Origin of the sequence: Pseudomonas sp. NFR02, assembly GCF_900119375.1 — a bacterium.
Taxonomy (GTDB): domain Bacteria; phylum Pseudomonadota; class Gammaproteobacteria; order Pseudomonadales; family Pseudomonadaceae; genus Aquipseudomonas; species Aquipseudomonas paracarnis.
Map to the genome: position 1 here is coordinate 63,198 of NZ_FPJJ01000011.1, position 23,916 is coordinate 87,113.

General features: G+C 61.9%; 20 protein-coding genes. 16 read left to right on the forward strand and 4 right to left on the reverse strand.

Translation table 11 applies throughout. The features are described from left to right. Positions 1-55 precede the first annotated feature (55 nt). The gene (locus tag BT199_RS25365) at positions 56-736 is read left to right on the forward strand and encodes a DJ-1/PfpI family protein (RefSeq protein ID WP_072435695.1); all 681 of its coding nucleotides are present in this window, start codon (positions 56-58) and stop codon (positions 734-736) included. A gap of 165 nt (positions 737-901) precedes the next feature. Here BT199_RS25365 and BT199_RS25370 read toward each other — a convergent pair whose 3' ends face one another. Together BT199_RS25370 and BT199_RS25380 are read right to left on the reverse strand one after the other, a co-directional pair. Further along, positions 902-1,156 (reverse strand): DUF6124 family protein, encoded by a 255-nt coding sequence (locus BT199_RS25370; protein WP_019818714.1) that lies wholly within the window; start codon positions 1,154-1,156, stop codon positions 902-904. 940 nt (positions 1,157-2,096) lie between these two features. Beyond that, on the reverse strand, positions 2,097-2,726 hold the full coding sequence (locus BT199_RS25380; protein WP_072435697.1) for a LysE family translocator: 630 nt from the start codon (positions 2,724-2,726) through the stop codon (positions 2,097-2,099). Positions 2,727-2,895: 169 nt separating this feature from the next. Between BT199_RS25380 and BT199_RS25385 the strand changes: the two genes are divergently transcribed. The 15 genes from BT199_RS25385 (at position 2,896) to BT199_RS25455 (ending at position 22,501) form a co-directional block, all read left to right on the forward strand. Next, positions 2,896-3,411: a sigma-70 family RNA polymerase sigma factor gene (locus BT199_RS25385; RefSeq protein WP_014717844.1), complete on the forward strand. Its 516-nt coding sequence runs from the start codon at positions 2,896-2,898 to the stop codon at positions 3,409-3,411. Next, a complete protein-coding gene (locus BT199_RS25390) occupies positions 3,398-4,348 on the forward strand; it encodes a FecR domain-containing protein (protein ID WP_072435698.1) in 951 nt (316 codons plus the stop codon). Before BT199_RS25385 ends, BT199_RS25390 begins: the two co-directional genes overlap by 14 nt. Before the next feature lie 104 nt (positions 4,349-4,452). Next, complete coding sequence (locus BT199_RS25395) at positions 4,453-6,939, forward strand: TonB-dependent siderophore receptor (RefSeq protein ID WP_072435699.1); 2,487 nt, start codon at positions 4,453-4,455, stop codon at positions 6,937-6,939. A 415-nt stretch (positions 6,940-7,354) separates the two neighbouring features. Next, complete coding sequence (locus tag BT199_RS25400) at positions 7,355-8,794, forward strand: undecaprenyl-phosphate glucose phosphotransferase (RefSeq protein WP_014717841.1); 1,440 nt, start codon at positions 7,355-7,357, stop codon at positions 8,792-8,794. Beyond that, the gene (locus BT199_RS25405; RefSeq protein WP_014717840.1) at positions 8,794-10,254 is read left to right on the forward strand and encodes a mannose-1-phosphate guanylyltransferase/mannose-6-phosphate isomerase; all 1,461 of its coding nucleotides are present in this window, start codon (positions 8,794-8,796) and stop codon (positions 10,252-10,254) included. The genes BT199_RS25400 and BT199_RS25405 overlap by 1 nt, the downstream gene beginning before the upstream one ends. After that, positions 10,254-11,165 carry a glycosyltransferase family 2 protein gene (locus tag BT199_RS25410; RefSeq protein WP_014717839.1) on the forward strand — a complete coding sequence of 304 codons (912 nt, stop codon included), beginning with the start codon at positions 10,254-10,256 and terminating at the stop codon, positions 11,163-11,165. Before BT199_RS25405 ends, BT199_RS25410 begins: the two co-directional genes overlap by 1 nt. A 6-nt stretch (positions 11,166-11,171) precedes the next feature. Beyond that, the gene (locus tag BT199_RS25415) at positions 11,172-11,969 is read left to right on the forward strand and encodes a polysaccharide biosynthesis/export family protein (RefSeq protein ID WP_072435700.1); all 798 of its coding nucleotides are present in this window, start codon (positions 11,172-11,174) and stop codon (positions 11,967-11,969) included. A gap of 76 nt (positions 11,970-12,045) precedes the next feature. Next, complete coding sequence (locus BT199_RS25420) at positions 12,046-14,025, forward strand: exopolysaccharide transport family protein (protein ID WP_072435701.1); 1,980 nt, start codon at positions 12,046-12,048, stop codon at positions 14,023-14,025. After that, complete coding sequence (locus BT199_RS25425) at positions 14,025-15,206, forward strand: glycosyltransferase (protein WP_072435702.1); 1,182 nt, start codon at positions 14,025-14,027, stop codon at positions 15,204-15,206. Before BT199_RS25420 ends, BT199_RS25425 begins: the two co-directional genes overlap by 1 nt. Then, positions 15,203-16,543: a glycoside hydrolase 5 family protein gene (locus BT199_RS25430; RefSeq protein ID WP_019818726.1), complete on the forward strand. Its 1,341-nt coding sequence runs from the start codon at positions 15,203-15,205 to the stop codon at positions 16,541-16,543. The genes BT199_RS25425 and BT199_RS25430 overlap by 4 nt, the downstream gene beginning before the upstream one ends. Before the next feature lie 22 nt (positions 16,544-16,565). After that, positions 16,566-17,780 carry a glycosyltransferase family 4 protein gene (locus tag BT199_RS25435; protein ID WP_072435703.1) on the forward strand — a complete coding sequence of 405 codons (1,215 nt, stop codon included), beginning with the start codon at positions 16,566-16,568 and terminating at the stop codon, positions 17,778-17,780. Further along, the gene (locus BT199_RS25440) at positions 17,771-18,874 is read left to right on the forward strand and encodes a glycosyltransferase family 4 protein (RefSeq protein ID WP_060767117.1); all 1,104 of its coding nucleotides are present in this window, start codon (positions 17,771-17,773) and stop codon (positions 18,872-18,874) included. Before BT199_RS25435 ends, BT199_RS25440 begins: the two co-directional genes overlap by 10 nt. Next, the gene (locus BT199_RS25445; RefSeq protein WP_072435704.1) at positions 18,874-20,277 is read left to right on the forward strand and encodes an O-antigen ligase family protein; all 1,404 of its coding nucleotides are present in this window, start codon (positions 18,874-18,876) and stop codon (positions 20,275-20,277) included. Before BT199_RS25440 ends, BT199_RS25445 begins: the two co-directional genes overlap by 1 nt. Further along, positions 20,274-21,095 (forward strand): acyltransferase, encoded by an 822-nt coding sequence (locus BT199_RS25450; RefSeq protein WP_014717831.1) that lies wholly within the window; start codon positions 20,274-20,276, stop codon positions 21,093-21,095. Before BT199_RS25445 ends, BT199_RS25450 begins: the two co-directional genes overlap by 4 nt. Further along, positions 21,095-22,501, forward strand: a complete 1,407-nt coding sequence (locus tag BT199_RS25455; protein ID WP_072435705.1) for a lipid II flippase MurJ — start codon at positions 21,095-21,097, stop codon at positions 22,499-22,501. Before BT199_RS25450 ends, BT199_RS25455 begins: the two co-directional genes overlap by 1 nt. A gap of 36 nt (positions 22,502-22,537) precedes the next feature. Here BT199_RS25455 and BT199_RS25460 read toward each other — a convergent pair whose 3' ends face one another. Both BT199_RS25460 and BT199_RS25465 read right to left on the reverse strand, forming a co-directional pair. After that, positions 22,538-23,116, reverse strand: a complete 579-nt coding sequence (locus BT199_RS25460) for a DUF4174 domain-containing protein (protein WP_019818734.1) — start codon at positions 23,114-23,116, stop codon at positions 22,538-22,540. A 152-nt stretch (positions 23,117-23,268) separates the two neighbouring features. Continuing rightward, the gene (locus tag BT199_RS25465) at positions 23,269-23,901 is read right to left on the reverse strand and encodes a glutathione S-transferase N-terminal domain-containing protein (protein WP_014717828.1); all 633 of its coding nucleotides are present in this window, start codon (positions 23,899-23,901) and stop codon (positions 23,269-23,271) included. Between the last annotated feature and the right edge of the window lie 15 nt (positions 23,902-23,916).

Below are 23,916 nucleotides of genomic sequence, written 5' to 3' on the forward strand. Positions count from 1 at the left end.
GCCAAAGCCTAGGCTTCTACAGTGAGGACGTCCATTCCTTTTCGGAGCTTGAACCATGACCTTGCAGTTCGGTTTTCTATTGTTCCCCGGCATCCAGCAACTGGACCTTACCGGCCCCTATGATGTCCTCGGTTCGCTGCCAGACGTGAAACTGCACCTGGTGTGGAAAGACCTCGCGCCGATCACCTCCAGCACGGGCTTGGTGTTCACGCCGACCATCACTTATGCCGACTGCCCGAACCTGGATGTGCTCTGCGTACCCGGCGGCGCCGGTGTGGGCCCTTTGATGGAAGACCCGCAAACCCTGGACTTCCTCAAGGCCCAGGCACAGACAGTGCGCTACATGACCTCGGTGTGCACCGGTTCATTGGTATTGGGCGCGGCAGGGTTACTGCGCGGTCGCAAGGCCACCACCCATTGGGCCTACCACCACCTGCTCGCCCCGCTCGGTGCTATTCCCGTACAGGAACGTGTGGTGCGTGACGGCAACCTGTTTACCGGCGGCGGGATCACCGCCGGCATCGACTTTGCCCTGACTCTGGCCGCGGAGTTGTACAGCGAAGCGGCGGCGCAACTGGTGCAACTGCAGATCGAATACGCGCCAGCCCCACCGTTTGACTCAGGCCGCCCGGAGACGGCGCCCAGGCATGTGCTGGAGGAAGCCAACAAGCGCACGGTGGAGTCACGCAGAGTGCGCGGGGAGATTGTTGCGCGGGCAGCTGCGCGGTTGGGGTGAATGTTTATTCGTGGCGAGGGAGCTTGCTCCCGCTGGGGCGCGAAGCGGCCCCGTTCTTGGTTCGAGAAGAATGGGACTGCTACGCAGTCCGGCGGGACGGTTCGACGCCTCGACAAGCTCCCTCGCCACAGTACAGCGCTGCTTCTTAACTGACGGGCATCGCCGTTACTGCGCTCGCGTCTCGCCGCCTCCCTCTACTACCCGATCAACCAGCAACTGAACGCCCTCCACCATTCGGCAAATCCCCAGCACTACACTGCGCTGCGAACCTTCAACCTCAAAGGCCAGGTGCGCCGCAATGGCATTGATGGAGTCCAGATCCTGAGAGGCATTGACCAGCAGGGTTTCGGTGTCGAGGTTGGGATGGAGGGTGAAGAGCAGGTTTGAATCTGAAGGAGGATTGGGGCTGTCTTTGATCATGATGTAGTTCCTGAGAGTAATGGACTACCACCGAGTTTTTCTCACGAACTGAAGGTGGCAGCTGTACGCGGAGTGAGAAAACCAAGACCCCAGGAGCTTGGCCACGCCGAAGCGTGCCCGCGCACAGCCGCCATAACAGCGAGCCGAAAAGCGCGTGCACTGTATACGGTGAGCGCTTTTGCGCCAATGGAGTAGTTCGGATTTCTCACGTCCGGTCGCTGAATTGGCAGCGACTGGGCAAGACTAGTGATGACCATTCTTAGCAGCAACCTTAAAGGGTTGTGGGAAAAAACCGGCTTCAGCGCCTGGACGCAAGGTGAGTCCTAGGCTGCTGTACGAAACTTCTTGCGATTCTTTCGGTGCTAAACGGCCTGTCCGGTTGTAGCCGACTGTAACCACGATGCGAAGCGAGCCGCTCTTGATCTTGATCTTGATCTGCTTTTGATCTTAGGCGCCCCGTTAAACCACGCTGGCCGGAATTCGACAGGGATTTGGGGGGTAAACCGGCAGGGATGCCGGTTTAGCCGCCCCGCGCCATGGATGGCGCGTGGCGGCGGCCCCCCAAATCACTGGCGGATTAAGGGCACACCGAGCCTAAGCGAGGTGCCGAGTGGTGGGGCAAGAGCGCTTTGCTTACTTTCGCGCTTTTCGAAAGTGAGCCGCCGTCAGGGCGGAACCCTAAGTAGCCGTTACCGCAGGAATGGATATGCTCTCGGTATAACTGCGTCGCCTGTTAGGCCGCCTTTGCGAGCAAGCCCGCTCCCACAGTTTGATTGCGGGGTGCCAAGTAGATAGGCGTCGGCTGGCATGCCGTCATCGCAGGCAAGCCAGCTCCCACAGTTGGATTGCGGGGTGTCTGGTAGATGAGCATTGGCTGTCGGGCCGTTGCGGGAGCAAGCTCCCCCGCCACAAGAAACTTGCTTGGCTTCCCGCCTGTCATTCAGGCAGGACGCGACATCACCGCCAAGCGCACGGCCAACGCCGTCAGCACCGTTGCCAAGCCCCACTTCTGCAGCCAGGCGCTTTTGGTGCGCTTGGCGAAGAAGCGGCTGAGCGCCCCGCCAAACAGGCCCAATAGCATGTGAAACACGCTCGCGATCAACGTCAGCACGCCGCCCAGCACCATCAGTTGCAAGGCGATGGGCCCCGCCTCGGGCCGCACAAACTGTGGCAGGAACACCATGAAAAACAACAACGCCTTGGGGTTGAGCAAACTGTTGAGTATGGCTTGCAGAAACACTCGGCCCAACGCCACGCGACCGACGCGAGCGGTGTCCAGGCCGGGGCGTTTTTGCAAGGTTTTGAAGGCCAGCCACAGCAGGTAAATCACGCCTGCATAACGGATCAGGTCGAATGCCGGCGGCCAGCTGGCGACCAACGCCGTCACCCCCATGGCGGTCAACGCTGTCAGCAACAGGTCGGCCACGCCAATGCCCAGGGCCGAAGCAACGCCGCCGCGCCAGCCATGGGTGACGCCCTGACTGATGACAAATGCCATGTTCGGCCCCGGTGACAGCAACAACAGCAACACAGCGCCGGAAAAAACACCAAGTGTGACGAGGCTGATCATGGTCGAACCGTCCGCTGGGAAAAAATCCAGATTAATCGGCGCTGGCAGGCGCTACAAAAAATTGTGCTGGATACATTGCTCACGCAGCGAACCGAGTGATTGCTGAATGCCACAACCAACGTCTAGAATGCGAAACATTATCAATTAAGCCTGCTGCGCCAGGATGACCATGTCGAGCAATCACCCACTGGACCTTGCTGCCATCGGCCAGCTTTACCAAGCCCACCATTCCTGGCTGCGGGGCTGGTTGAGCCGGCGCACGGGTTGCCATGAGCGCGCCGCCGACCTCGCGCAGGACACCTTCGTGCGCCTGCTCAACGCGCGTCAGCAACAGACCTTGCAGCAGCCGCGCGCGTACCTGAGCAGCATCGCGCGCAGCTTGATGATCGACCAATACCGGCGCCGCGAACTGGAACGCGCCTACCTGGAAAGCTTGGCGCACTTTGCGCAAATGGAGGTGCCGAGCGAGGAAACACGGCTGCTGATCCTCGACAGCCTGGAGCGCATCGACCGTTTGCTCGACCAGCTCAAGCCACGGGTGCGCGAGGCGTTTCTGTTGGCCCAATTGGACGGCCTGACCTGCCCACAGATCGCCCTGCGCCTGGGCGTGTCCAAGGCCACAGTGGAGCGCGACCTGTCCAAGGCGCTGCACGCCTGTTACCGGTTGCGCTATGCCGACTCCTGACTCGCGCCTGGTCGACCAGGCCATCCAGTGGATGATCAAGCTGCGCTACAACACCGCCGACGACGCCAGCACCGCGGCCTTTGAGCAGTGGCTGCAGACCAGCGAGGCGCATCAGCAGGCCTGGCAACGGGTCGCCACCCTGAATGATGATTTCAACCACTTGCCGGCGCATGTCAGTCGCCATGCACTCGACGGCGCACGCCAGCACATCAGCCGTCGTGAAGGCCTGAAAATGCTCGGGCTGTTTGCCGGCGCCGCAGGTTTAGCCTGGCTGGGCCGCGACTACACGCCCCTGCCCGCCTTGATGGCGGACTACCGCACCGCCACTGGCGAGCGGCGCTGGGTAGCATTGGAGGATGGCAGCAAAGTCCAGCTCAACAGCGCCAGCGCCGTCGACATTACCTCCAGCGCCGAACAACGGCTGGTGAACCTGCGCCAGGGTGAAATATTGATCAATACCGGCGTCGACCGCCGTCCGCTATGGGTGCATACCCACGACGGTTACCTACGCGCCCTGGGCACACGCTTGCTAGTGCGCGAAGAACCCCAAGGCACCCTGCTGGCCGTGCAGCAGGGTGCGGTGGCGGTGTTTGCCGACCGCCATGACGGCACGGCACGCCAAGTGATCAAGCCTGGCGAACAGGTAGTGTTCAACCGTAGCGGTATCCGCCCGTCCCCCAACAACGGCCTGGACCCTTGGGCCTGGAGTGACGGCGTGATCAGCGCCCACAATATGCGTCTGGAGGACTTCCTGGCCGAGCTGGGCCGCTATCGCAATGGGTTGCTGCGTTGCAGCGAAGCCGTGGCGGGGCTGCGGGTGTCGGGCACTTACCAACTGGACGACACCGACCTGGTGCTCAAGTTGGTGGCGCAATCGCTGGCTATCGATGTGACCTACCGTAGCCGTTACTGGGTGACCGTCTCCGCTCGCGTGTGACCTTGCAAAATAAATGAGGTGAATTCTCATTGCCATTCGACCTGTAAGGAGAGGCCGATCAACAGGCCCGTGTTGTCCACTTCCTTCAGGAGCATCCCGCGGTCATGCAAGCGTTCCCCTCCAAACGTTCACCCCTCAGACACGCCCTCAATGCCACCCTCCTTGGCGCGTGCGTGGCGGCCAGCGCCTTGCCGTATACCGCAAGTGCCCAGGAGCCCGGCAGCGAGCGCCAGGCCCGCGCCTGGAATATTGCGCCTGGGCCGCTGGCGGGCGCCCTTGATCAGTTTGCGCGGCAGGCCGGTATCAGCCTGTCGTATGACGCTGGCAGCGTGGCAGGCAAAAGCAGCCCGGGGCTGAGCGGCACCCTGGCCCCACAACAGGCCCTGAACCGGTTACTTCAGGGCCAGGGTTTGCAGGCGCAAAGCCAGGGCCAGAACGCTTGGTTACTGCTACCCCAGCAGCAAGCCGGCTCGACGCTGAACCTGGGCGCCACCACCATCACCGGTGATCGTTTGGGCGCCACCACCGAAGGCACCGGCTCCTACACCACCGGCGCCGTGACCATCGGCAAGGGCGAACACAGCCTGCGACGCACGCCGCAATCGGTGAGTGTGATGACCCGCAAGCTGATGGATGACCAGAACATCACCACCATCGACCAATTGCTGGAGCGCACCCCAGGCATCACCAGCTACGAATCACCCATGGGCGGCAAGTATTTTTACTCCCGGGGCTTCAAGATGCTCGGCCAATACCAATTCGACGGCGTGCCACTGGATATCGGCAAGGACTACGTACAGGCCGACAGTTTCAGCGCGAACATGGCGATCTATGATCGGGTGGAAGTCCTCAAGGGCGCTGCTGGCATGCTCAAGGGCGCCGGCACCGCCAGTGGTGCGGTGAACTTCGTACGCAAACGGCCCCAGGACAAGCCCACCACCAGCCTTGGCCTCTCGGCGGGCACCTGGGATAACTATCACGCCGAATTCGACACCGGCGGCCCATTGAACGACAGCGGCACGGTGCGTGGCCGCGCGGCGGTTAGCCAACAGAATCGTGGCTCGTACATGGACCTTGCCAAGCGTCAGGACCAGGCGTTTTACGCGGCCCTGGACATGGATGTCAGCCCTGACACCACCCTGGGCTTCGGGGCCAGCTATGAGGATGTCGACTCCACGCCGTGCTGGAGCGGCCTGCCGCGTTATCGTGACGGCAAAAGCCTCGGCCTGAGCCGCTCCACATGCCTGGGCCAGGCCTGGAACGATTGGCAAAGCCAGCGCACCACGCTGTTCGCCGATCTGACCCATCACTTCAACGACGACTGGAAGCTCAAAGTCAGCGCCGTGCATAGCCGCAACCTGCAAGACATCAAATACGCCGCCAGCGAAAGCACCGTGGACTATGGTAACCCGGCCCCCACGCTCACCAGCTATGCAGCCTTGCTGGACTACGATCACAAAGACTACGGCCTGGACGCCTACATCGATGGTCAATTCGAAGCCTTTGGCCTGCAACATGAGTTGATCCTCGGCGCCAATGGCAGCCGTGGCACTCAGGACGATGTCTATGCGATCCGCAACCTGCCCCAGCGCCAAAGCGTCTTCAACCCCAACCACCACTTCCCGGAACCTGCCGACGACACCTTCTGGCCCAACATGTACCGTGGCGGCACGGTCAAGGAAACCGCCACTCAATACGGTGCCTACGCCACCTTGCGCCTGCGTCTGGCCGAACCTTTGATGCTGGTTTTGGGCAGTCGCGTCAGTTGGTATGAAAACCGCCGTAAGTCCCTGAACCTGGCCTGGGGCGAGTGGACCGACCAGGATGCACGCACCAAGGAAACCGGGGTGGTCACGCCGTTCGCCGCGCTGATCTACGACCTCAATGACAACCTTTCGGTGTACACCAGCTACGCCGATATCTTCCAGCCACAAAGCTCCTACGCTACGGTCAGCGGTTCGGCCCTCAAGCCGAAAATGGGTGAGAACTATGAGTTGGGCATCAAGGGCGAATGGTTTGACGGGCGCCTGAACAGCTCCCTGGCGCTGTTTCGCGCCATCGAAAAAAACGCCGCCCAAACCGATTTCGAGACCCGCTGCGGCAGCTCCTCCGACGGCTACTGCTACACCGACACGGGCAAAGTTCGCGCCCAAGGGGTCGAGGCCGAGCTGAGCGGCGAATTGATCGAGCGCCTGCAAGTGTTTGGCGGCTATACCTACACGCAAACCAAGAACCTGAAGAACATCGACAGCGCAGCCGAAGGCGCGGTGTCCAACACTTACGTGCCACGGCATATGCTGCGCTTGTGGGGCGACTACCAGTTGGACGGTGCGCTGTCGAAATGGACAGTCGGCGCAGGGGTCAACGCCCAAAGCAGCAACTACCGGCTGCAAACCATCAAACTGGAACAGGCCGGGTATGCGTTGTGGAATGCACGCCTGGCGTATCAGGTGGATGACACCTGGACCGTGGCGCTCAATGGCAACAACCTGTTCGATAAAAATTACTACCAGACCGTGGGCACCTCAGGCTGGGGTAATCTCTATGGAGAGCCGCGCAACCTGACCCTGAGCCTCAAAGGCAACTTCTAGGCACTGCCCCTCCTGTAGGAGCGAGCATGCTCGCTCCTACAACTTCCCCTTCCTGCCATCGTCAGAAAGCTTTTTTTCGCTGCCAGGCAAATCCCTACGTTTGTTCCTACACTCCAAAAAGCCAGCATCAATTCTCGATTTTTCTGAAAGCGTCCCCTCTTATGTCAATTAATCGTCATATCATGGAGGCCTTACGAGAGCCATTGACGGCAAAGGCCAAAAAGCCAAAACATTGACACGGACCCTCAAGAGAGCCACTATTTAGCCATCACTCCGTAAATTCCTGCGTCTGAACAGGCATTACGTATTACCCAGCAACAGCAGTTGTTCGATTTGCACCACTTGTAAAGCAAAGCTGCCTTATGGATGAGCAAACGAATAGGAACGTTCTGGTGGTGTATTGAGGATCTGATTTATGCGCGGTAAATCGTCGGTCGATAGCCTGTTTCTGACTCGTCCCGGTTTCGTTGAGTTTTTTGTCGTTTTCGTGAAACTGATCCACGGCCTTACGGCTGTGGTGCCGGCCATTATTCTGTTGTTCTACCCGGACCCCGTCGCCGAGCACATGCGCAACCACTACCTGGGCCTGCTGGTGTTTTTTGCGCTCCTGACCATCATTCTGTTCCAGGCTCTGGGGGTGTACTCCGAGGATCTGTTCAGCAACCGCCTGCGTTTTCGCGTGATGCTGGTGGCCTGGGTCTCGGCGTTTTGCATCCTGCTGTTCATGTACCAGATCCTGCTGCTGTTCCCACAGTTGAGCCCACGCAACCTGGCGGCCTGGTTTTCCATGAGCCTGGTGCTGTTTGGCGTGGAGCGGATATTGATGCTGCGCCTGTACCGCCATCTGATGGATAACGGCAAATTCCTCCAGCGCACCGTGATCCTGGGCTTTACCGACACGGCCGTGCATGTGGCTGAACACCTGTCGCGCAACAGTGACATCCGCTCCGGCCTGATCGGTTTTATCGACGACCGTACCGAGCGCATTCCCAAGGAATTGAGCCGCCTGCCGTTGCTGGGCAATACCCGCGATCTGGAAAAGCTGATCCGCTCCGAACAGGTCAACCAGGTGATGATCACCCTGCCCTGGGCTGCCGAGCAGCGCATCAACGGGTTGGTCAAGCGCCTGCGGCAGATGTCGGTGAACGTCATGCTGGTGCCGGATATGGCCGCCCTGCGCTACGGCCATAACCGCATCACCGATGTGGGCGGCATCCTGATGTTCAACACCTCGCAGTTGCCACTGCGGGGCTGGTCGCCCTTTATCAAGCGTTGTGAAGACCTGCTGCTGGCCAGCATCGGCCTGCTGCTGCTGTCGCCGGTGATGCTGGTGACCGCCATCGCGATCAAACTCGATTCCAAGGGCCCGGTGCTGTTTCGCCAGAAGCGCTTTGGCTACAACGACAACCTGATCCGGGTATTCAAGTTCCGCTCGATGTACGTCGAACAGACCGACCTCAACGCCGAAAACCAGACCACGCGCCAGGACCCGCGCATTACCCGGGTCGGCAGGATCATCCGCAAGACCAGCATCGATGAGCTGCCCCAGCTGTTCAACGTACTGCTGGGCAATATGTCGATGGTCGGCCCGCGCCCCCACGCCACGGCCACCAAGGCGGCCGGGATTCCTTTCGAGCAAGCGGTCAGCGAATACAGCTCGCGCCATCGGGTCAAGCCTGGCATCACCGGCTGGGCGCAGATCAATGGTTACCGCGGCGAGACCGACACGCTGTTCAAGATTCAGAAACGGGTCGAATACGACCTGGAATACATCGCCAAATGGTCCGTGTGGCTGGACCTCTACATCGTTTTCATGACGGTCCCGGCCGTTCTTTCCACCAAGGAAGTCTATTGATGAACCCACTTAACGGATTGATCCCGTGCATCATCTCCGGTGGTTCGGGTACGCGGCTGTGGCCGGTTTCGCGGCAGAACATGCCCAAGCCGTTCATGCGCATGCGCGACGACCAGAGCCTGTTGCAGAAGACCTTCCTGCGGGCCAGTCACTTGCCGGGCGTCGACAGCATCCTGACCGTGACCAACCGCGACCTGCTGTTTCGCACCCTGGACGACTACCGCGCGGTGAACACCCAGCGCCTGGGCCTCGACCTGCTGCTGGAGCCGTTTGGCCGCAACACCGCCGCCGCCATCGCCGTGGCTGCGTTGCATGTGCAGGAGCATTTCGGCGCAGACGCGCAGTTGCTGGTGATGCCGGCCGATCATCTGGTCCTCGATGAAGGCGCCTTTGCCCAGGCGGTGGAAAAAGCCCGCGCGTTGGCCGAGGCCGGTTACCTGGTGACCTTTGGCATCCAGCCTGACCGAGCAGAAACCGGCTTTGGCTATATCGAACAAGGGCCGGCACTGGGCGCTGGGTTTCGGGTGCAGCGCTTTGTCGAAAAGCCCGACCAAGCCACCGCCCAAGGCTACCTGGACGGCGGCAAGCACCTGTGGAATGCCGGCATGTTCTGCTTCAAGGCAGCCACCCTGCTGGAAGAATTGGCCAGCCACGCCCCGGCGGTTCTGGAGGCGGCCAAGGCTGCACTGGAGCACAGCCAGAGCCTGCAAAACAGCAGCAGCCGCCAGCGCGAACTGAGCCCTGAAGGTTTCGGCACCGCGCCGGATATCTCCATTGATGTGGCGCTGATGGAAAAATCCGCCCAGGTTGCGGTCGTGCCCTGCGACATTGGCTGGAGCGATATCGGCTCCTGGGAAGCCCTGCGCCAACTCACGCCCAGTGACGACAATGGCAACCAGATCAATGGCGAGGCGATCCTGCACGACGTACATAACTGCTACATCGATTCGCCCAAGCGGGTACTCGGTGCGGTGGGCGTGCGCGACCTGATCATCGTCGACACCCCGGACGCCCTGCTGATCGCCGACGCCCATCGCAGCCAGGACGTGCGGCATATCGTTGCCGAACTCAAGCGCCAGAATCACCCGGCGTTCAGCCTGCACCGCACCGTCACCCGGCCTTGGGGCACCTACACGGTGCTGGAGGAAAGCACGCGGTTCAAAATCAAGCGCATCGTGGTCAAGCCCAAGGGCTCGCTGTCCCTGCAAATGCACCATCACCGCAGCGAGCATTGGGTAGTGGTCAGCGGCGCAGCGATGATCACCAATGGCGAACGCGAGATCCTGCTCAACATGAACGAGTCCACCTACATTCCCGCCGGGCACAAGCACCGCCTGACCAACCCCGGCATCATCGACCTGGTGATGATCGAGGTACAGAGCGGTGAGTACCTGGGTGAAGACGACATCGTGCGATATGACGACATCTACGGCCGCGCGCCGGTTGAAGTGAAGCCCTGATGCGTACGTCATTGATCATCCCCACCCGCAACGCGGCCAGTCACCTGGACCGCCTGTTGCCAGCGCTGCGCATGCAGACGTTGCAACCGGACGAGATGCTGGTGGTCGACAGCGCATCGAGCGATGACACCGTGGCGCGCTTTCGCGAGTTTGGCGCACGTGTGGAGGTGATTGATGCCCGCGACTTCAACCACGGCGGCACCCGGCGCTGGGCCAGTGAACAGGTGGGCGGCGACGCCTTGATCGTGATGACCCAGGACGCGATTCCCGCCACCGCCGAGACCTTCGCCAACCTGATCAGCGAGCTGCAACTGGAGCCGCTCAATGGCGTGGCCTATGGACGGCAGCTGCCGCACCCCGGCGCCGGCGTGCTCGGCGCGCAGTCGCGGCACTTCAATTACCCGGCGGCCAGCCGCACCAAGCGCCTGGACGATGCAGCGCAACTGGGCATCAAGACCTGCTTCAGCTCTGACTCGTTTTCGGTGTACCGGCGCAGCGCCCTGAGCGCGGTGGGCGGTTTCCCCCGGGATGTGATTGGCAGTGAAGACGCCTATGTGGCCGCGCGCATGCTGCTGGCCGGTTACCAGGTGCGCTATGCCGCGAGCGCGCAGGTGTATCACTCCCACGATTACCGCTTGCTGGAAGAGTTTCGCCGCTACTTCGATATCGGTGTGTTCTACGGCCGCGAACCGTGGATTCGCCAGGCGTTTGGCGACGCCGGCGGCGAAGGCAAACGTTATGTGCTGGCCGAACTGCACGCATTGCGCGAGGCCAACGCGCTGTATCGCGCCCCCGAAGTGGTGGTGCGCAGTGCCTTTAAATTGCTGGGCTATCGCCTCGGCCACCTTGAACGCCACCTGCCCAACGCGCTTAAACGGCGCCTGGGCATGTTTTCCACCTACTGGACTTGAGCCGTCATGAAGACTATCAACCGACGTTTCCGTCTTACCCTGCTCGGCCTTTTGAGCACCTCAATCTGGCTGGCCGGTTGTTCGACCCCCGCGCGGGTGCCGCTTCCTGACAACACTACGCTCAAGGCCGGCCATCAAGCGGCGCTGACCCTGGCCGACCTGCCACCGCCGCAGGTGCTGATCCAGAGCGGCGACTCGCTGCGTATCGTGCGTGATGCCCAGGAACCGGCGGCGGCCGATGACATGACGGTGTTCGTGGTGCGCCCCGACGGCGTGATCTCGGTGCCCAACATTGGCCGGGTCAAGGCGGCCTTGCGCACGCCCGAAGACCTGGGCAAGGAGATCACCGAGAAGTATAAGCGCATCTACCGCGAACCTGCGGTGACGGTGAACATCGCCAGCGCACCGAGCAACAAGGTGTTTATCGGCGGCGCGGTGTCCAACCCGGCGTTTTTCGACCTGGCCGGCAACGTCAGCGTCGAGCAGGCGCTGCTCAGCTCCGGTGGTGTATTGCCCTCGGCGGATGCCTCCAACGTGGCCTTGCTGCGTACCGGGCCCGACGGCAAGTACAGGACGTACTTCATCAGCCTGGAAAGCATGCTGACCAACCCCAATCACCCGCGGGTGGCGTTGCAGCGCGGCGATTTGATCTTTGTGCCGCAGTCGGGCATCGGCGCGACGGTGGAGGCTGTGGATATGTATTTCACCAAGCTGTTTCCGGTTAGCAAAGGGGTTGGACTGGGCTTGAACTATCAGCTCAATGGTAACAAGTCCGGCGATACCTATATCAACCCTCCACAATGATTATGACGCAGGCTTTGTATCACTTGAGCACGCCGATTTCATTCGACGAACAACATCTATCCAATGGAGTGATCCTGTGATCGAAATCCGCTCTCTTCGCGACCTGCTGCGGCTGTTTTTTATCTACCGCCGCGAATTCAAACTGGCCGTGATCACCACGATCGTCGTTGCCGTGCTGGGTGCCTTCCTGTTGCCGGCTCGCTACGAGTCGGACGCGCGCTTGCTGGTCAAGCCGGGCCGGGACAACACCACGTTGCCGATCGAAGCCGCCAACCGTCAGACGCTGATTGCCCCGAGCACCCAGCACGACCCGATTGTCGACGAAGAAAAAATGCTCACCGGCCGGCCCATCGTGCATATCGTTGCCGAACGCTATATGGCGATGACCGCCGAACCGCCGCAAGGCTTCTGGAAGGTCACCAAGTTCTACATCAAAAAGGGCGTGGGCGAAGTCATCAATGGCATTCGTAGTGTGCTGCAGTTCGTCGGCCTTGCCGAGAAACAAAGCCCGCTGGAGCGCCTGGCGACCTCACTGGAGAAGAACTTTACCGCCGGTCACGAGCCGGGTTCTTCGGTGATCGAGATTTCCTTCACCTGGGACGATCCGGCGGTGGCGCAAAAAATCGTCGAGGAATGGGTCAATGCCTACCTTGAAGAGCGTGCACGAATTCTCGGGCGCAAGAGCCTGCACACCTTCTATGAAACCGAACGCGCCAAGGTGGCAGAGAACATCCAGAGTCTGAAAGATCAGTTGCAAGGCCGCTTGAAGCAGATCGACTCGATCAGTGTCGATGCACGCCTGAAGAACCTGACCAACCAGATCGACCGCGTCACCGATGCCAAGGTCAGCGCACAGAACCAGATATCGGGGATTCGCAGCCTCCTGGCCAACGCCAGCCAGCAGATCAAGAGCCAGCCGGCAGACGTGGTCACGATGCGCGAAACCAGCCTCAACCCCACCCAGCTCGACCTCAAGCGCCAGCTCAATGCGCTGCAAGTGGAGCGGGCTCGGCTGCTGCGCACTTACCTGCCGGGCACGCCGCAGGTCAATCAGATCGAACAGAACATCCGCGACATGGAAGCCCTCAGCGCCCAGGAAGCTACACGCCTGGAACGCTCGCAGAACACCGCGCCCAACAGCCTGGTGATCAACGTTAAACAGCAAATGATCGACGCCCAGTTGCAAGAGCGCAAACTGGCCGGGGAAATCGAGAACTACGACAAGACCCTTGCCGAACTGCGCGCCCAGCGTGACCAGGCGATGACCGATGAACCGCAACTCAACACCCTGAGCCAACAACTGCGCACGGCCGAAAAGAGCTATGCATTGTACTCGGACAATCTTGAACAGGCGCGAATCGACCACGAACTGGACAACAGCCAGATCAGCAACATCGCCCTGATCGAACACGCCACCCTCAACCCGGCCCGCGTGTTTCCCAAGAGCCTGCTGATGCTGTTGTTCGCCATTCCCGCCGGCGTGGCCGTGGGCTTGCTGACCATCTATGTGCTGTACCTGCTGGACCAGCGCATCCACGATGGCACGCGCTTGCAGGAGATGTTCCATGTGCCGCTATGGAGCAGCATTCCCGATGTGCAAGACGCAACGCCGGCAGCCGTCACCGCCAGCCTTTATCGATTGTACAGCCTGCTGCCCCTGGATCGCATTGCCGCCGAAGGTTTTGCCCTGGGCCTGACCTCGGCGCGCCATGGCGAGGGTGTGACCTTTATCGCCTCGCAATTCAAGCGTCTGCTGGAGGAACGTGGTCACCGCGTCTCGGTCGATGGGGCGAGCGCGCCAACGCCGGGTGAGGTGTTGCTGCTGGACGCCTCGGCGCTGTCCTCCAACCCGCAGGCCTTCCTGACGCTGCGCCGCGCTGACCAGATCGTACTGGTGATCGAGGCCCGCACCAGCACCGTACCGACGATCGAAAATGCCGTGTCGTTGCTGACCACTGCGTTCGGCAAAGTCGACGGCATGATCCTCAACCGCCGTCGCTTCGAAGTGCCGGCCAAGGTGCTGGCACGACTCAACAGCTGGCGCGGGGCGGCCTGATGCGTATCGCACTGCTGGCGCCGCTGCCACCGGAGCAGACCGGGATCGCCGATTACGCCGCGCATCTGCGCCATGCGTTGATCGAACAGGGGCTGGAGGTGGAGACCCCGCTCGCCGGCTGCCTGGAATTGCCTGAACAGTTGAAGCGCCTGCAGGCCTTTGACTGGCGCGGCGTGGACCTGGTGCATGCCGAACTGGGGGGTGGGCGCTTCGGTGAGTTCCAGGCGCTGGAGTACCTGCGCCGGGCGCAACCGCACCTGCCGTTGACCGCCACGGTGCATGACCCGGAGCGCCTGATCTGGCGCCGGGCCAAGCTGTTTTTCCCCTTGACCCTGCTTGAACGCCTGCCCCATCCGCTGCCCCAGGCGGCGGCGCTGCTGGCCGACCCGTTGACCTTGCACGAAGAGCGGCGCCTGGCCAAAGGCATGCGCCGCCTGATCACCCTCACCCGCCTGGGCGGCGACTGCCTGCGCCAGCGCATGGGCCTGCGCCCGCAACAGGTGGCGGTGATTGCCCATGGCAACCTGCCCATCGTGCCCCAGGCGTTGCCGCCATTGGCGCCACTGCGCCTGTTGTATTTCGGTTTTATCTACCGTGGCAAGGGCATTGAAGACCTGCTCCAGGCCCTGGCCCAGTCACTGGCCGCCCACCCGCAATGCCGAAGCCAGGTACGCCTGACCCTGGCCGGTGGCACCGCGCCGGAAATGACCTTTGACCCCGCCGGCAACTACCTTGATGGCCTGCGCGAGCAGATCAGCGCCCTGCATCTTGAGGATGTGGTGGACTGGCAACTGGACCTGCCATCGGCGCAGATCCCTTCTACGATCCAGGCGCACCACGTGATGGTGCTGCCCTATCGCGAATCGAAAAAACTCAGTTTCCTAGGGCAAATGCGCGGCACCAGTGGCGCGCTGTCGTGGGCCAATGCATGCGGGCGCGGGGTGATCACCTCCAACGCCCGCGCCTTTGCCGAAGAGGTGGCTGGCGGTAATGGCATCACCTATCAGCAGGGCGATACAGCGTCCTTGAGCAACGCCTTGAGCCGATTGATCCTTGACCCGCAACAGGCGCAGCAATGGGCCGCCCGGGCTGGAGAAATCGGCCACCAACGCCAGTGGGCCAACACGGCCCAGCGGTTTGCTGAATTATTTCGGGATGCTTGTGAGGAGCCGTTGCGATGAACCTGTCATCCGTTCGCCCACTGTGGCGCTACTTGCCGCTGGCGCTGTCAATCGCCGTCGGTAGCGCCCTGCTGTTGAGTGAAAAAGTCGATGCGCAGCCGGTGAACCTGGCCCCGGAGCGCACCGTCGTCTGGAAGGACTTTCTCGGCGTAAACGCACACTTTCTGTGGTTCACACCCGAGCAGTACCACAAGCAGATCAAGCAGTATAAAAAGCTTGGATTGCAATGGGTGCGGGTCGACCTGCACTGGGATCGCCTGGAACCCAAAGAAGACGGTTATCAGCTCAACACCTTCGATGAACTGGACCGCACCCTGACCGCTGAAAAAATCCGCTCGGTGTTTTACCTGGTGGGCTCGGCGCCCTTTATCACCACCGCCCCCAAGGGTGCGCAGTTCCAGGATCAGTACCGACCGCGGGATCCGGAAGTGTATGCGTTGCGCCTGGCACTTCTGGCCAAACGCTACCCCACTATTGATGCCTGGCAGGTGTGGAACGAGCAGAACCTGCCGAACAACTGGCGCCCCAAAGTCGACGCCAAGGAGTACGGGCAATTGTTATTGGCCAGTCACCAGGCGCTGAACCTTGCCGCGCCCGGCAAACTGCAGGTCATGGGCGGCATGGCGTACTACAGCCAAATGCCGCCGCGTGGCAAAACCCTGATGTTTGAAGCACTCGGCGCGCTGGGTGTGCAAAACCTGGGCATGGTCGCGGCCTATCACCCTTATTCGATGACCCCGGAAACCGATGAGCCGGGCAAGAACGAAGTGCTGCTGCGCGGTGATCAACTCAACTCAATGCTGCACGGCGCCGGGATCAAGAACGTATGGGCCACCGAGTGGGGCTGGTCCAGCTACGCCGGCCCCAAGGAGATGCAGGACTTGATCGGTATCGACGGGCAGGCCGACTACACCTTGCGCCGCCTGGCGTTGATGGCGTCCCAGGACTACCAGAAGATTTTCCTGTTCGCGCTGTCCGACCTCGACCAACGCGCCTCGCCACGCGACCAGCATTACGGCCTGTTGAACCTTGATGGCGAACCCAAGCCGGTATACACCGCCCTCGCCCGCTTCCTGGAGATTACCGGCCCCACGCTTAAACCCGGCAACACGCCGCAGTTGCAGGATGTACCGGACAGCTTCTACAGCGTGGCCTGGACCCGCCCTGACGGAAAACACCTGCTGATGTATTGGAGCGCCAAAGGCAGCAGCATTAGCCTGCCCGGCATCAAACACGCAGAACTGCTGGACCCGCTGACCGGCGCCCGGCAAACCCTGAGCGACGACAACGGTATTCGCCCAGCGGTGAAGCCAAGTTTGCAGATACTGGTGTGGTAGCCCCGGGCATGGAGAGCTGTACATGAGAATCCTCTGGATTGTGCCCTACCTGCCGTGGCCGACCACCAGCGGCGGCAAGACGCGGCAGTACCATTTGCTGCGCACCTTGAGTGAGCGCGGGCATCGCATCACGCTGCTGGCGCAATCGAAAACGCCGGCCGATGACGCGGCGCATGCGGCCTTGGAGCCGTTACTCGAACGCCTGATCGTCGTTCCACGCCGGCCGCTGAAACATCCGCTGACCCTGCTCGGCGGCCTGTTCGCGCCCTGGCCGCTGTTGACCACGGTCAACGGCCTGTCGGCACCGTTGCAGGCCCAGTTTGCGCAATTGTTGAATGAGCGCTGGGACGTGATTCAGGTAGAACACAGCTACAGCCTGCAGCCGTTTCTGCGCACCTTGCAGCAGCAACGGCGCGAGTTTGTGCTGACCGAGCACAACCTGGAATCGAGCCTCGGCGGCGCCACTTACGACCGTTTCCCCAAGTGGGCCGCACCGTTTGTACAGTATGACCAGTGGCGCTGCCGGCAATGGGAACGCAAGGCGTTCGATGCCGCCGCTCATGTGGTCGCCGTGACCGAGGCGGACGCTCAGGCCATGCGGCCGTTGTCCTCGACGCCGGTAAGCGTGGTGGTCAATGGGGTCGACAGCCGCGCCTTTGCCGAGGTCAGCGCCAATGCGCAGAGCCAGCGCCTGTTGTTCGTCGGCAATTACGAGTACGCACCGAACCTGGACGCCGTGCAGTGGCTGCTCGACGAGATCTTCCCCAGGCTCTGGTTGCAGTGCCCGAGCGCACGCCTGGCAGTGGTCGGCTATGGCTTACCCGAACACTGGCGCGAGCGCTGGCCCGATGAACGTATCGAGTGGCTGGGGTTTGTTCCCGACCTGTGTGCCTTGCAACGCCGCTGCGCCGGTTTTGTCGCCCCGTTGCGCCATGGCGGCGGCTCCAAGCTCAAGGTGTTGGAGGCGATGGCCGCCGGCTTGCCGCTGGTGAGCACGGCCCAGGGCGTGTCCGGGTTGGCGGTACAGCCACAGGTACATTACTTGGCCGGCGAAAACGCTGAGGCCCTGGCCGACGCCGTTGTGCGCCTGCTGGATGAACCGGCGCTGGCCGGGCGACTGGCCGATGCGGCACGCGACTACGCGCGGCAATACCACGACTGGGCGGTGGCGGCTAATGAACTGGAGCACCTCTACCGCAGCTTGCTCACCGCCAAGGAGTCTCAGCCATGCGTGTAGCCCTGGACTATCGCCCCGCCACGGTTGCGCCGTCTTCGGGCATCGCCCGCCAGGTCGTGGCCCTGGAAGACGCCCTGCGCGCGCGGGGCAACACCGAGGTGGTGCTGTTCAGCGAAGCGCCCCTGGAGCATCCGCAGCGCCAGACTGCCGTTTGCCCGGCCTGGGCCAGCCCGCTGGACGGCCTGCAACGCCCACAAGTGCGCCTGCGGTTCGAGCGCGGGTTCTTGCCCAGGGCGCTGCACGAGCAGCAGATCGACCTGTACATCGCCACCGCCAATATGGGCTTGCCGTTGTGCCGTAAACCCGCCGGCACCCGCTATGTGCTGGTGCTGCATGACCTGTTTCAGTTGACCCACCGCAACTTCCATCGCTCCAAACTCAAGGCCCTGGCCTACCGCCTGATCGACGGGGCCTCGATTGCCTGGTCGGTGTGGCAGGCTGATCGGGTGTGGTGCCCGTCGCAGTTTTCCTGCAATGAAGCCGCGCGCCTCTTCCCCTGGGCACGGGCCAAGTTCCGCGTGCTGAACAACTTGGTGCCCGAATTGAATGCAGCGCCAGAACCGCTGCCCGCCAACCTGCCGGCGCGTTACTGGCTGGTGGTGGGCACGCGGGAGCCGCGCAAGAACATGGAGTTCTTTCTGCGCCAATGGCAGGCCTGCCGTGCGCTGAACCCTGAGGTGCCGGACTTGGTTCTGGTGGGCCACCCCAGCGATGTACCGGCGACACTCGGTGAGCTGCCGGGCCTGCATTGGTGCAGCGGTTTATCGGACAGCCAACTGCAAGCGCTCTACCGTCATGCGGCGTGCCTGTGGCAGCCGTCCTATGCCGAGGGCTTTGGCTTGCCGGTGGTGGAAGCCTTGAGTGTCGGCACGCCGGTAGCAGTGGCACGCGGCAGCGCCCTGGATGAAATCGCGCCGCCCGACGCCCCGCGCTTCGCCCCCCATGACGCCGAGCAATTGCACAAGGTCATGCAACAACTGGCAGGCGCCGAGGCCATGCAAGACGGCGACACACACCGCGCCTGGGCCCGGCAATTTGCCGAACCGGCTTATCGCGCGCGCCTGGACACTTTGCTCAAGGAATTGGACCGCTAATGCTGCCAGGAAAATTCGTCAGTCTGCTGCTGGGCCTTCTGTTCGGCGGGTTGCTGTTGGCCCTGTCGCCGATCAAGGTCATGCTGGTGGTGGCCGGTGTGGCCGTGGCCTTGACCCTGATCCGCTTTCCCCTGTGGGGCTTGCTGATTTTCGCGGTACTGGCCACCAGTATTCCCTACACCACCTTGCAACTGGGCATCCGTACCACCGTCAGCGAGGCGGTGTTGGGGCTGACCTGGGTCGGGGTGTTCTGGCAATCGTTCATCGGCAAGACCCGTGGTTTCATGCTGTGGCGACCGACCGAGCGGGCGCTGATGTGGCTGATGCTGTTCAGCACCATTCCGTTTATCTGGGGCATGCTGATCATCCATGCCGAAGGCAACGGCCCGGTGAACTGGGTGCGCTGGCTGATGAACCTGTCGATGTTGTTTATCGTGCCGCTGTTGCTGCGCACCGACGCCGACCGCGACAAGGTGGTGGTCGCCCTGTTGCTGGGTAACCTGGCGATGCTGCTGCTGTCGATCTTCATGTTCCTGAAGACACGCAATGCGATGTCGATGATCGATATTCTCACCGACCTCAAATACGCCCACCCGGAAGCGGTGAAGGATATTTTCTCTGCCAACTACACGCGCATGGCCTCGCCCTGGGTGCACCCCAACCTGACCGGTGGCGTGCTGGTGCTGTTTATTCCCCTGGCGCTGTTCTATGGCGGGACCCGCAGCGGCTGGCGTCGGGCCCTGGGCCTGGCGGTGGCGGTGCTGGGGTGTGCCGGCCTGCTGCTGAGTATTTCCCGTGGTGCCATCGTGGCCCTGGCGCTGGTATTGATCTGGCTGGCCTACAAGCGCGTGCCGAACAGCGGACGCATTATCGGTATCGGGGCGGCGTTCGCCGTTGCGCTGGTGATGTTCTATCCGCCGTTGCAGGAGCGCTTGCTGACCATCTTCTCGACCACCAACGCCAGTACCGAAATCCGCTTTGACGAGTACGCCCGGTTCCCCACCGCCATGGCGACCTACCCCCTGGGGATCGGCTTCAAGATCGACCCGCCCGTGCCCGGCTCCAATCTGTTGGGGATCTCCAACCTGTGGCTGAACTTCATCTACAAAGTCGGCATTCCAGGGATGCTGCTGTTTATCACCGTCACGCTGTTGTGGTGGCGCGAAGTGCGCCCCCTGGGCCAGGTGCGCAAAGTCACCGCCGACAATGCGCTGTGGCTGGGGTGCCTCTGTGGTGTGTTGGCGGCACTGCTGACGGGGATTTTCGACCATTATTTCAGCTTCACCTTTGTACTGATCGCGCTGTTCTGGCTGTTGATGGGCATGAGCCTGCAACAGGTGCGTCTGCGCCCCTCCATTACCGCCCCTGTTGCTGCTATTGCGCCAAAGGATAACCAACCATGAAGCACCGGATGATCCACTCCACCGACTTGCGTGACCGCCTCCCCACGCTGGCCGCTGAAATGGGCGTGAGCCTGCCGGACCTGGAAGAGGCGCTGGACTGGTGCCTGGCCAACGACGTGGTATTTGAAGAAGGCGAAGGCGACAACAAGCGCTTCTGGATCAGCTCCATCGATCTGGAAACCGCGATTGAGCACCCGGTGGCGCGCCGCCTGTTCCACCGGATGAAACAGGACCTTGCGGCCCAGCTACTGCCGCGTTACGGCAAAAACTGGGCGACCGTCAAAGACCGGTGGCGCAGTGTCTGGGACATGGCCTACAACATCTTGATCAACAAGATCCCCAGCCACCATGTACGCATCGCCTGGCTGCGCCTGGGTGGCGCGAAGATCGGCAAGGGCTCCAGCTTGTGGCGTAACACCGAGGTGCTGGGCATGCACAATCTGGTGGTCGGCGACGATTCGGTAATCGGTTGGCATTGCCAGGTGGACGCCCGCGCCGGGCTGGTGATCGGTAACCACGTGGCGATCGCCTCCCACGTGCTGATCATCGCCGGCAGTCATGATTTGCAGGCTCCGGAGTTCTGGTCGATTTCCGGGCCGATCTACATCGACGACTACGTGTGGATCGGCAGCCGGGCGTTGATCGGCTATGGCACGCACCTGGGCTATGGTTCAGTGATCAGCGCCAATACCGTGGTGGCCAAGGCAGTAGCCCCCTACAAAATCATTGGCGGTTCCGGGGCCAAAATCATGGGCGAACGTTGCCATGATCTGAACTACAAGGTGGGTGGCAAAGGCCTGTTCACCCTGTTTCACTGATGTTCGGCAGCACGCTCTGGCTGACCATCGCAACCCTCGCAGGGCTGGTCGCCGGTTTCGCCCGCGAATGGCTGCTGGTGGCGGCCTGGGGCGCGGGCAGTCGCAGCGACGGGTTTCTGGTGGCGGTGTTTTTGCCCGAAGCATTGCGCATGACCCTGGCCGCCGGCCTGCTTGCGGCGGCTGCCCTGCCCCTCTATCAACAACGCGACCCACACCGCCAGCAGGCCTGGCTGGCCAGCCTATCCCCACGCCTGCTGGGAGTGGGCCTGGCGCTGTTTGCCGTACTGGCGCTGGGCGCGCCACTGTGGGTGCGCCTGATCGGCCCCGGCCTGGACGTGGCGGCCCATGCCGAAGCCGCCGCTAACTTGCGTTGGCTGGCCGCCTGTGCGCCGGGCCTGGTGATGCATGGGCTGTTCAGTATTCCCTTACAGGCACGCCAACGTTTTGTCCTGCCGGGCCTGGGCTCTTTACTGTTCAATCTGCCACCGGTGCTGTACCTGTTTATCCGTGGCAGCTCCAGCGACAGTGCCGAACTGGCCATGAGCTTTTTTGCCGGCAGTGTGTTGATGTGCCTGCCGTTGCTGGTGCCGGTCTGGTCTTTCGGCTGGCGGCCGTGGCAGATCAGCGGCGACCCGCTGGCAGGCCGCGAATTGCTGGGCCGCATCGGCCCGTTGTTGGCCAGCAACGTGGCCAGCCAGGGCCTGGCGCTACTGGAGCGATTGATCGCCAGTTTCCTGGGGGAAGGCGCGGTGACGTGGGTTAACCTCGCACGCAAGCTGATCAACCTGCCATTGATCGCCCTGATGAGCCTCAACCAAGTGCTGCTGGGCATGATGAGCGGCGAACAAGGTCAGCAGCGCCTGGCCCTGCTGCGTCGCGGCCTGGATGCAGCGACCCTGCTGAGCCTGCCGGCGGCCTTCGGCCTGATTGGCGCCAGCCCCACGCTGATCCATCTGCTGATGCCCGCCCAGAGCGTCGATGGCCCACTGCCGGCGCTGCTGGCCTGGTTCGCCACGCCTCTGGTGTTTGGCGCCTGGAACGCGATGCTCGCTCGCTATGCCTATGCCAGCGGCGACACGCGCCTGCCGCTCAATTGCGAACTGCTGGGCAGCCTGGTCAACGCCGCCTTGCTGGTGGTGCTGCCCTATTGTATCGGCCTGCCGGGGATCGCCTTGGCGGCGTTGGGTGGCGTCGTGGTGACGAACTTGTTGCTGATGCACCGCCAGCAACTGCTCGGCCAACTGGGCTGGCCATTGCAGTGGGGCTTGAGCGGGGTGCTGTTGGGTGTGGCGGCGCTGGCCCTGCACCCCTTGCACAACGATGGGTGGCAGTTGGGGTTGAGTAGCCTGGCCGGCGCGCTGGTGTTGGTGGGGTTGGGGTTTTGGCTCAAGCCGTGGAAAGCCTGAGGCCGGTTCCCACCAGAACGGTGGGAGGGGACCTGTTCAATCTTCCAGCGGCTTGGGGGCTTTGTTGCCGGGCTTGGCGGGCTTGGTGCCCTTGGCCGCAGCCGCTGGCGCGGCTGGAACAGGCTCCGGCTCCGCAGGTGCGGCAAGCTCCTTTTCCGCCTGAGGCATCTGGTCAATGGCGCTGAAGAACTCCTTCAGGTCAAGGCTGTCCGGTGGCACGGTTTTTTCGAGTTTCTTCTCACCGTCCTTGCCGATCAGAATCACCTTGGTGCCGCTGCCGACGCCGAGCTTGAGGGCGCGGATCAGCGCGTTGGTTTCAGGCGGCGTGAGCTTTTTGCTGTCCTTTGGGTCCTTGGCGAACTTCTCTCCTTCAGCGCCAATGCTGCCGAACTTCACGGTATAGAACACCATGCTGCGCTCTTCGAAGGACTGCTTGGTGGCAGCCTCTTCCAGTTGTTTCTTCAGCGTTGCCAGTGTCGGGTTTCCAGCATCAAGCTCCACGACCACCAGGGGGCGCGTCTTGCCCAACTCCTGCTTGAGCGGATTATCATCAGCGGCCAACAACGGCCCCGTAAAAGCCATCAAGGTAGCCAGGGTCAGCGACCGGATGAGCATGCGCACCTCCTTTGAATTCCATGCAGGGTTCTTGAGTTTCATGTCTGCGACAGCCAAATTCAAGGATGATTCCTACACCACCTTGAGAAGCGTAGGTCAGGAAGCCCGCTACGCAAGGGCTTGGACAGTGGCCTGGTCATTGTTTCTTCCGGTTACGAGACCTTCCACTGCGGCCAATGCCGGGCAAAAACGGGGGCCACGACAGGGTCGGCGTCTACCCGCTCCAGGCTCTGCGCAAAGCCCGGCGCCAGGTTGCCGAGCACCTCGCGCGCGTCGTCCCAACGCGATACCGCCGCCGCCATGATGCCCAGTGCATTCGGCGCGTTGCTGGGTGTAAACAGTTGGCCGGCAAACTGATCGGCAAACACGACCCAGGCCTGATGCAGGTAGCGCCGTGTGCCGCTGACCAGTTGTGCTTGCTGCACCTCATCGGCATTGCCCAACCAGCGTTGCGGGTAGTCGATGATGCCGATCGCCGAATAGCAGTTGGCGGCGATATACAGCAAGCCGCGCAGGATCTGCGTACGATCGCCAGCCAGCAACTCGGCCTTGGGATACTCCAGGCCCAGGTGGATCAGGATCGCGGCGCTTTCGGTCAGTACCTGGCCATTTGGAGTGACCAGGGTGGGGATCTGCTTGAGTGGATTGATACGTGCGAGGGCGTCGCTACCCTCGCCGTCCTGCCAGGAACTGGCCTGCACGCGATGCCACGGCACTGCGCAGCGCTGCAGGGCGATTTCGATCATGCAGGATCCGGATTCGTCGGTGCCGTAAAGGGTGTACATGGGCGTTTCCTCCTG

Bases quoted from the DNA above. Each gene is read 5' to 3' on its own strand.
- BT199_RS25365 (WP_072435695.1), top strand. From the start codon at position 56: ATGACCTTGCAGTTCGGTTTTCTATTGTTCCCCGGCATCCAGCAACTG.
- BT199_RS25465 (WP_014717828.1), bottom strand. From the start codon at position 23,901: ATGTACACCCTTTACGGCACCGACGAATCCGGATCCTGCATGATCGAA.
- BT199_RS25405 (WP_014717840.1), top strand. From the start codon at position 8,794: ATGAACCCACTTAACGGATTGATCCCGTGCATCATCTCCGGTGGTTCG.
- BT199_RS25395 (WP_072435699.1), top strand. From the start codon at position 4,453: ATGCAAGCGTTCCCCTCCAAACGTTCACCCCTCAGACACGCCCTCAAT.
- BT199_RS25440 (WP_060767117.1), top strand. From the start codon at position 17,771: ATGCGTGTAGCCCTGGACTATCGCCCCGCCACGGTTGCGCCGTCTTCG.
- BT199_RS25380 (WP_072435697.1), bottom strand. From the start codon at position 2,726: ATGATCAGCCTCGTCACACTTGGTGTTTTTTCCGGCGCTGTGTTGCTG.
- BT199_RS25385 (WP_014717844.1), top strand. From the start codon at position 2,896: ATGTCGAGCAATCACCCACTGGACCTTGCTGCCATCGGCCAGCTTTAC.
- BT199_RS25430 (WP_019818726.1), top strand. From the start codon at position 15,203: ATGAACCTGTCATCCGTTCGCCCACTGTGGCGCTACTTGCCGCTGGCG.
- BT199_RS25455 (WP_072435705.1), top strand. From the start codon at position 21,095: ATGTTCGGCAGCACGCTCTGGCTGACCATCGCAACCCTCGCAGGGCTG.
- BT199_RS25460 (WP_019818734.1), bottom strand. From the start codon at position 23,116: ATGCTCATCCGGTCGCTGACCCTGGCTACCTTGATGGCTTTTACGGGG.
- BT199_RS25415 (WP_072435700.1), top strand. From the start codon at position 11,172: ATGAAGACTATCAACCGACGTTTCCGTCTTACCCTGCTCGGCCTTTTG.
- BT199_RS25435 (WP_072435703.1), top strand. From the start codon at position 16,566: ATGAGAATCCTCTGGATTGTGCCCTACCTGCCGTGGCCGACCACCAGC.
- BT199_RS25450 (WP_014717831.1), top strand. From the start codon at position 20,274: ATGAAGCACCGGATGATCCACTCCACCGACTTGCGTGACCGCCTCCCC.
- BT199_RS25410 (WP_014717839.1), top strand. From the start codon at position 10,254: ATGCGTACGTCATTGATCATCCCCACCCGCAACGCGGCCAGTCACCTG.
- BT199_RS25390 (WP_072435698.1), top strand. From the start codon at position 3,398: ATGCCGACTCCTGACTCGCGCCTGGTCGACCAGGCCATCCAGTGGATG.
- BT199_RS25445 (WP_072435704.1), top strand. From the start codon at position 18,874: ATGCTGCCAGGAAAATTCGTCAGTCTGCTGCTGGGCCTTCTGTTCGGC.
- BT199_RS25400 (WP_014717841.1), top strand. From the start codon at position 7,355: ATGCGCGGTAAATCGTCGGTCGATAGCCTGTTTCTGACTCGTCCCGGT.
- BT199_RS25425 (WP_072435702.1), top strand. From the start codon at position 14,025: ATGCGTATCGCACTGCTGGCGCCGCTGCCACCGGAGCAGACCGGGATC.
- BT199_RS25370 (WP_019818714.1), bottom strand. From the start codon at position 1,156: ATGATCAAAGACAGCCCCAATCCTCCTTCAGATTCAAACCTGCTCTTC.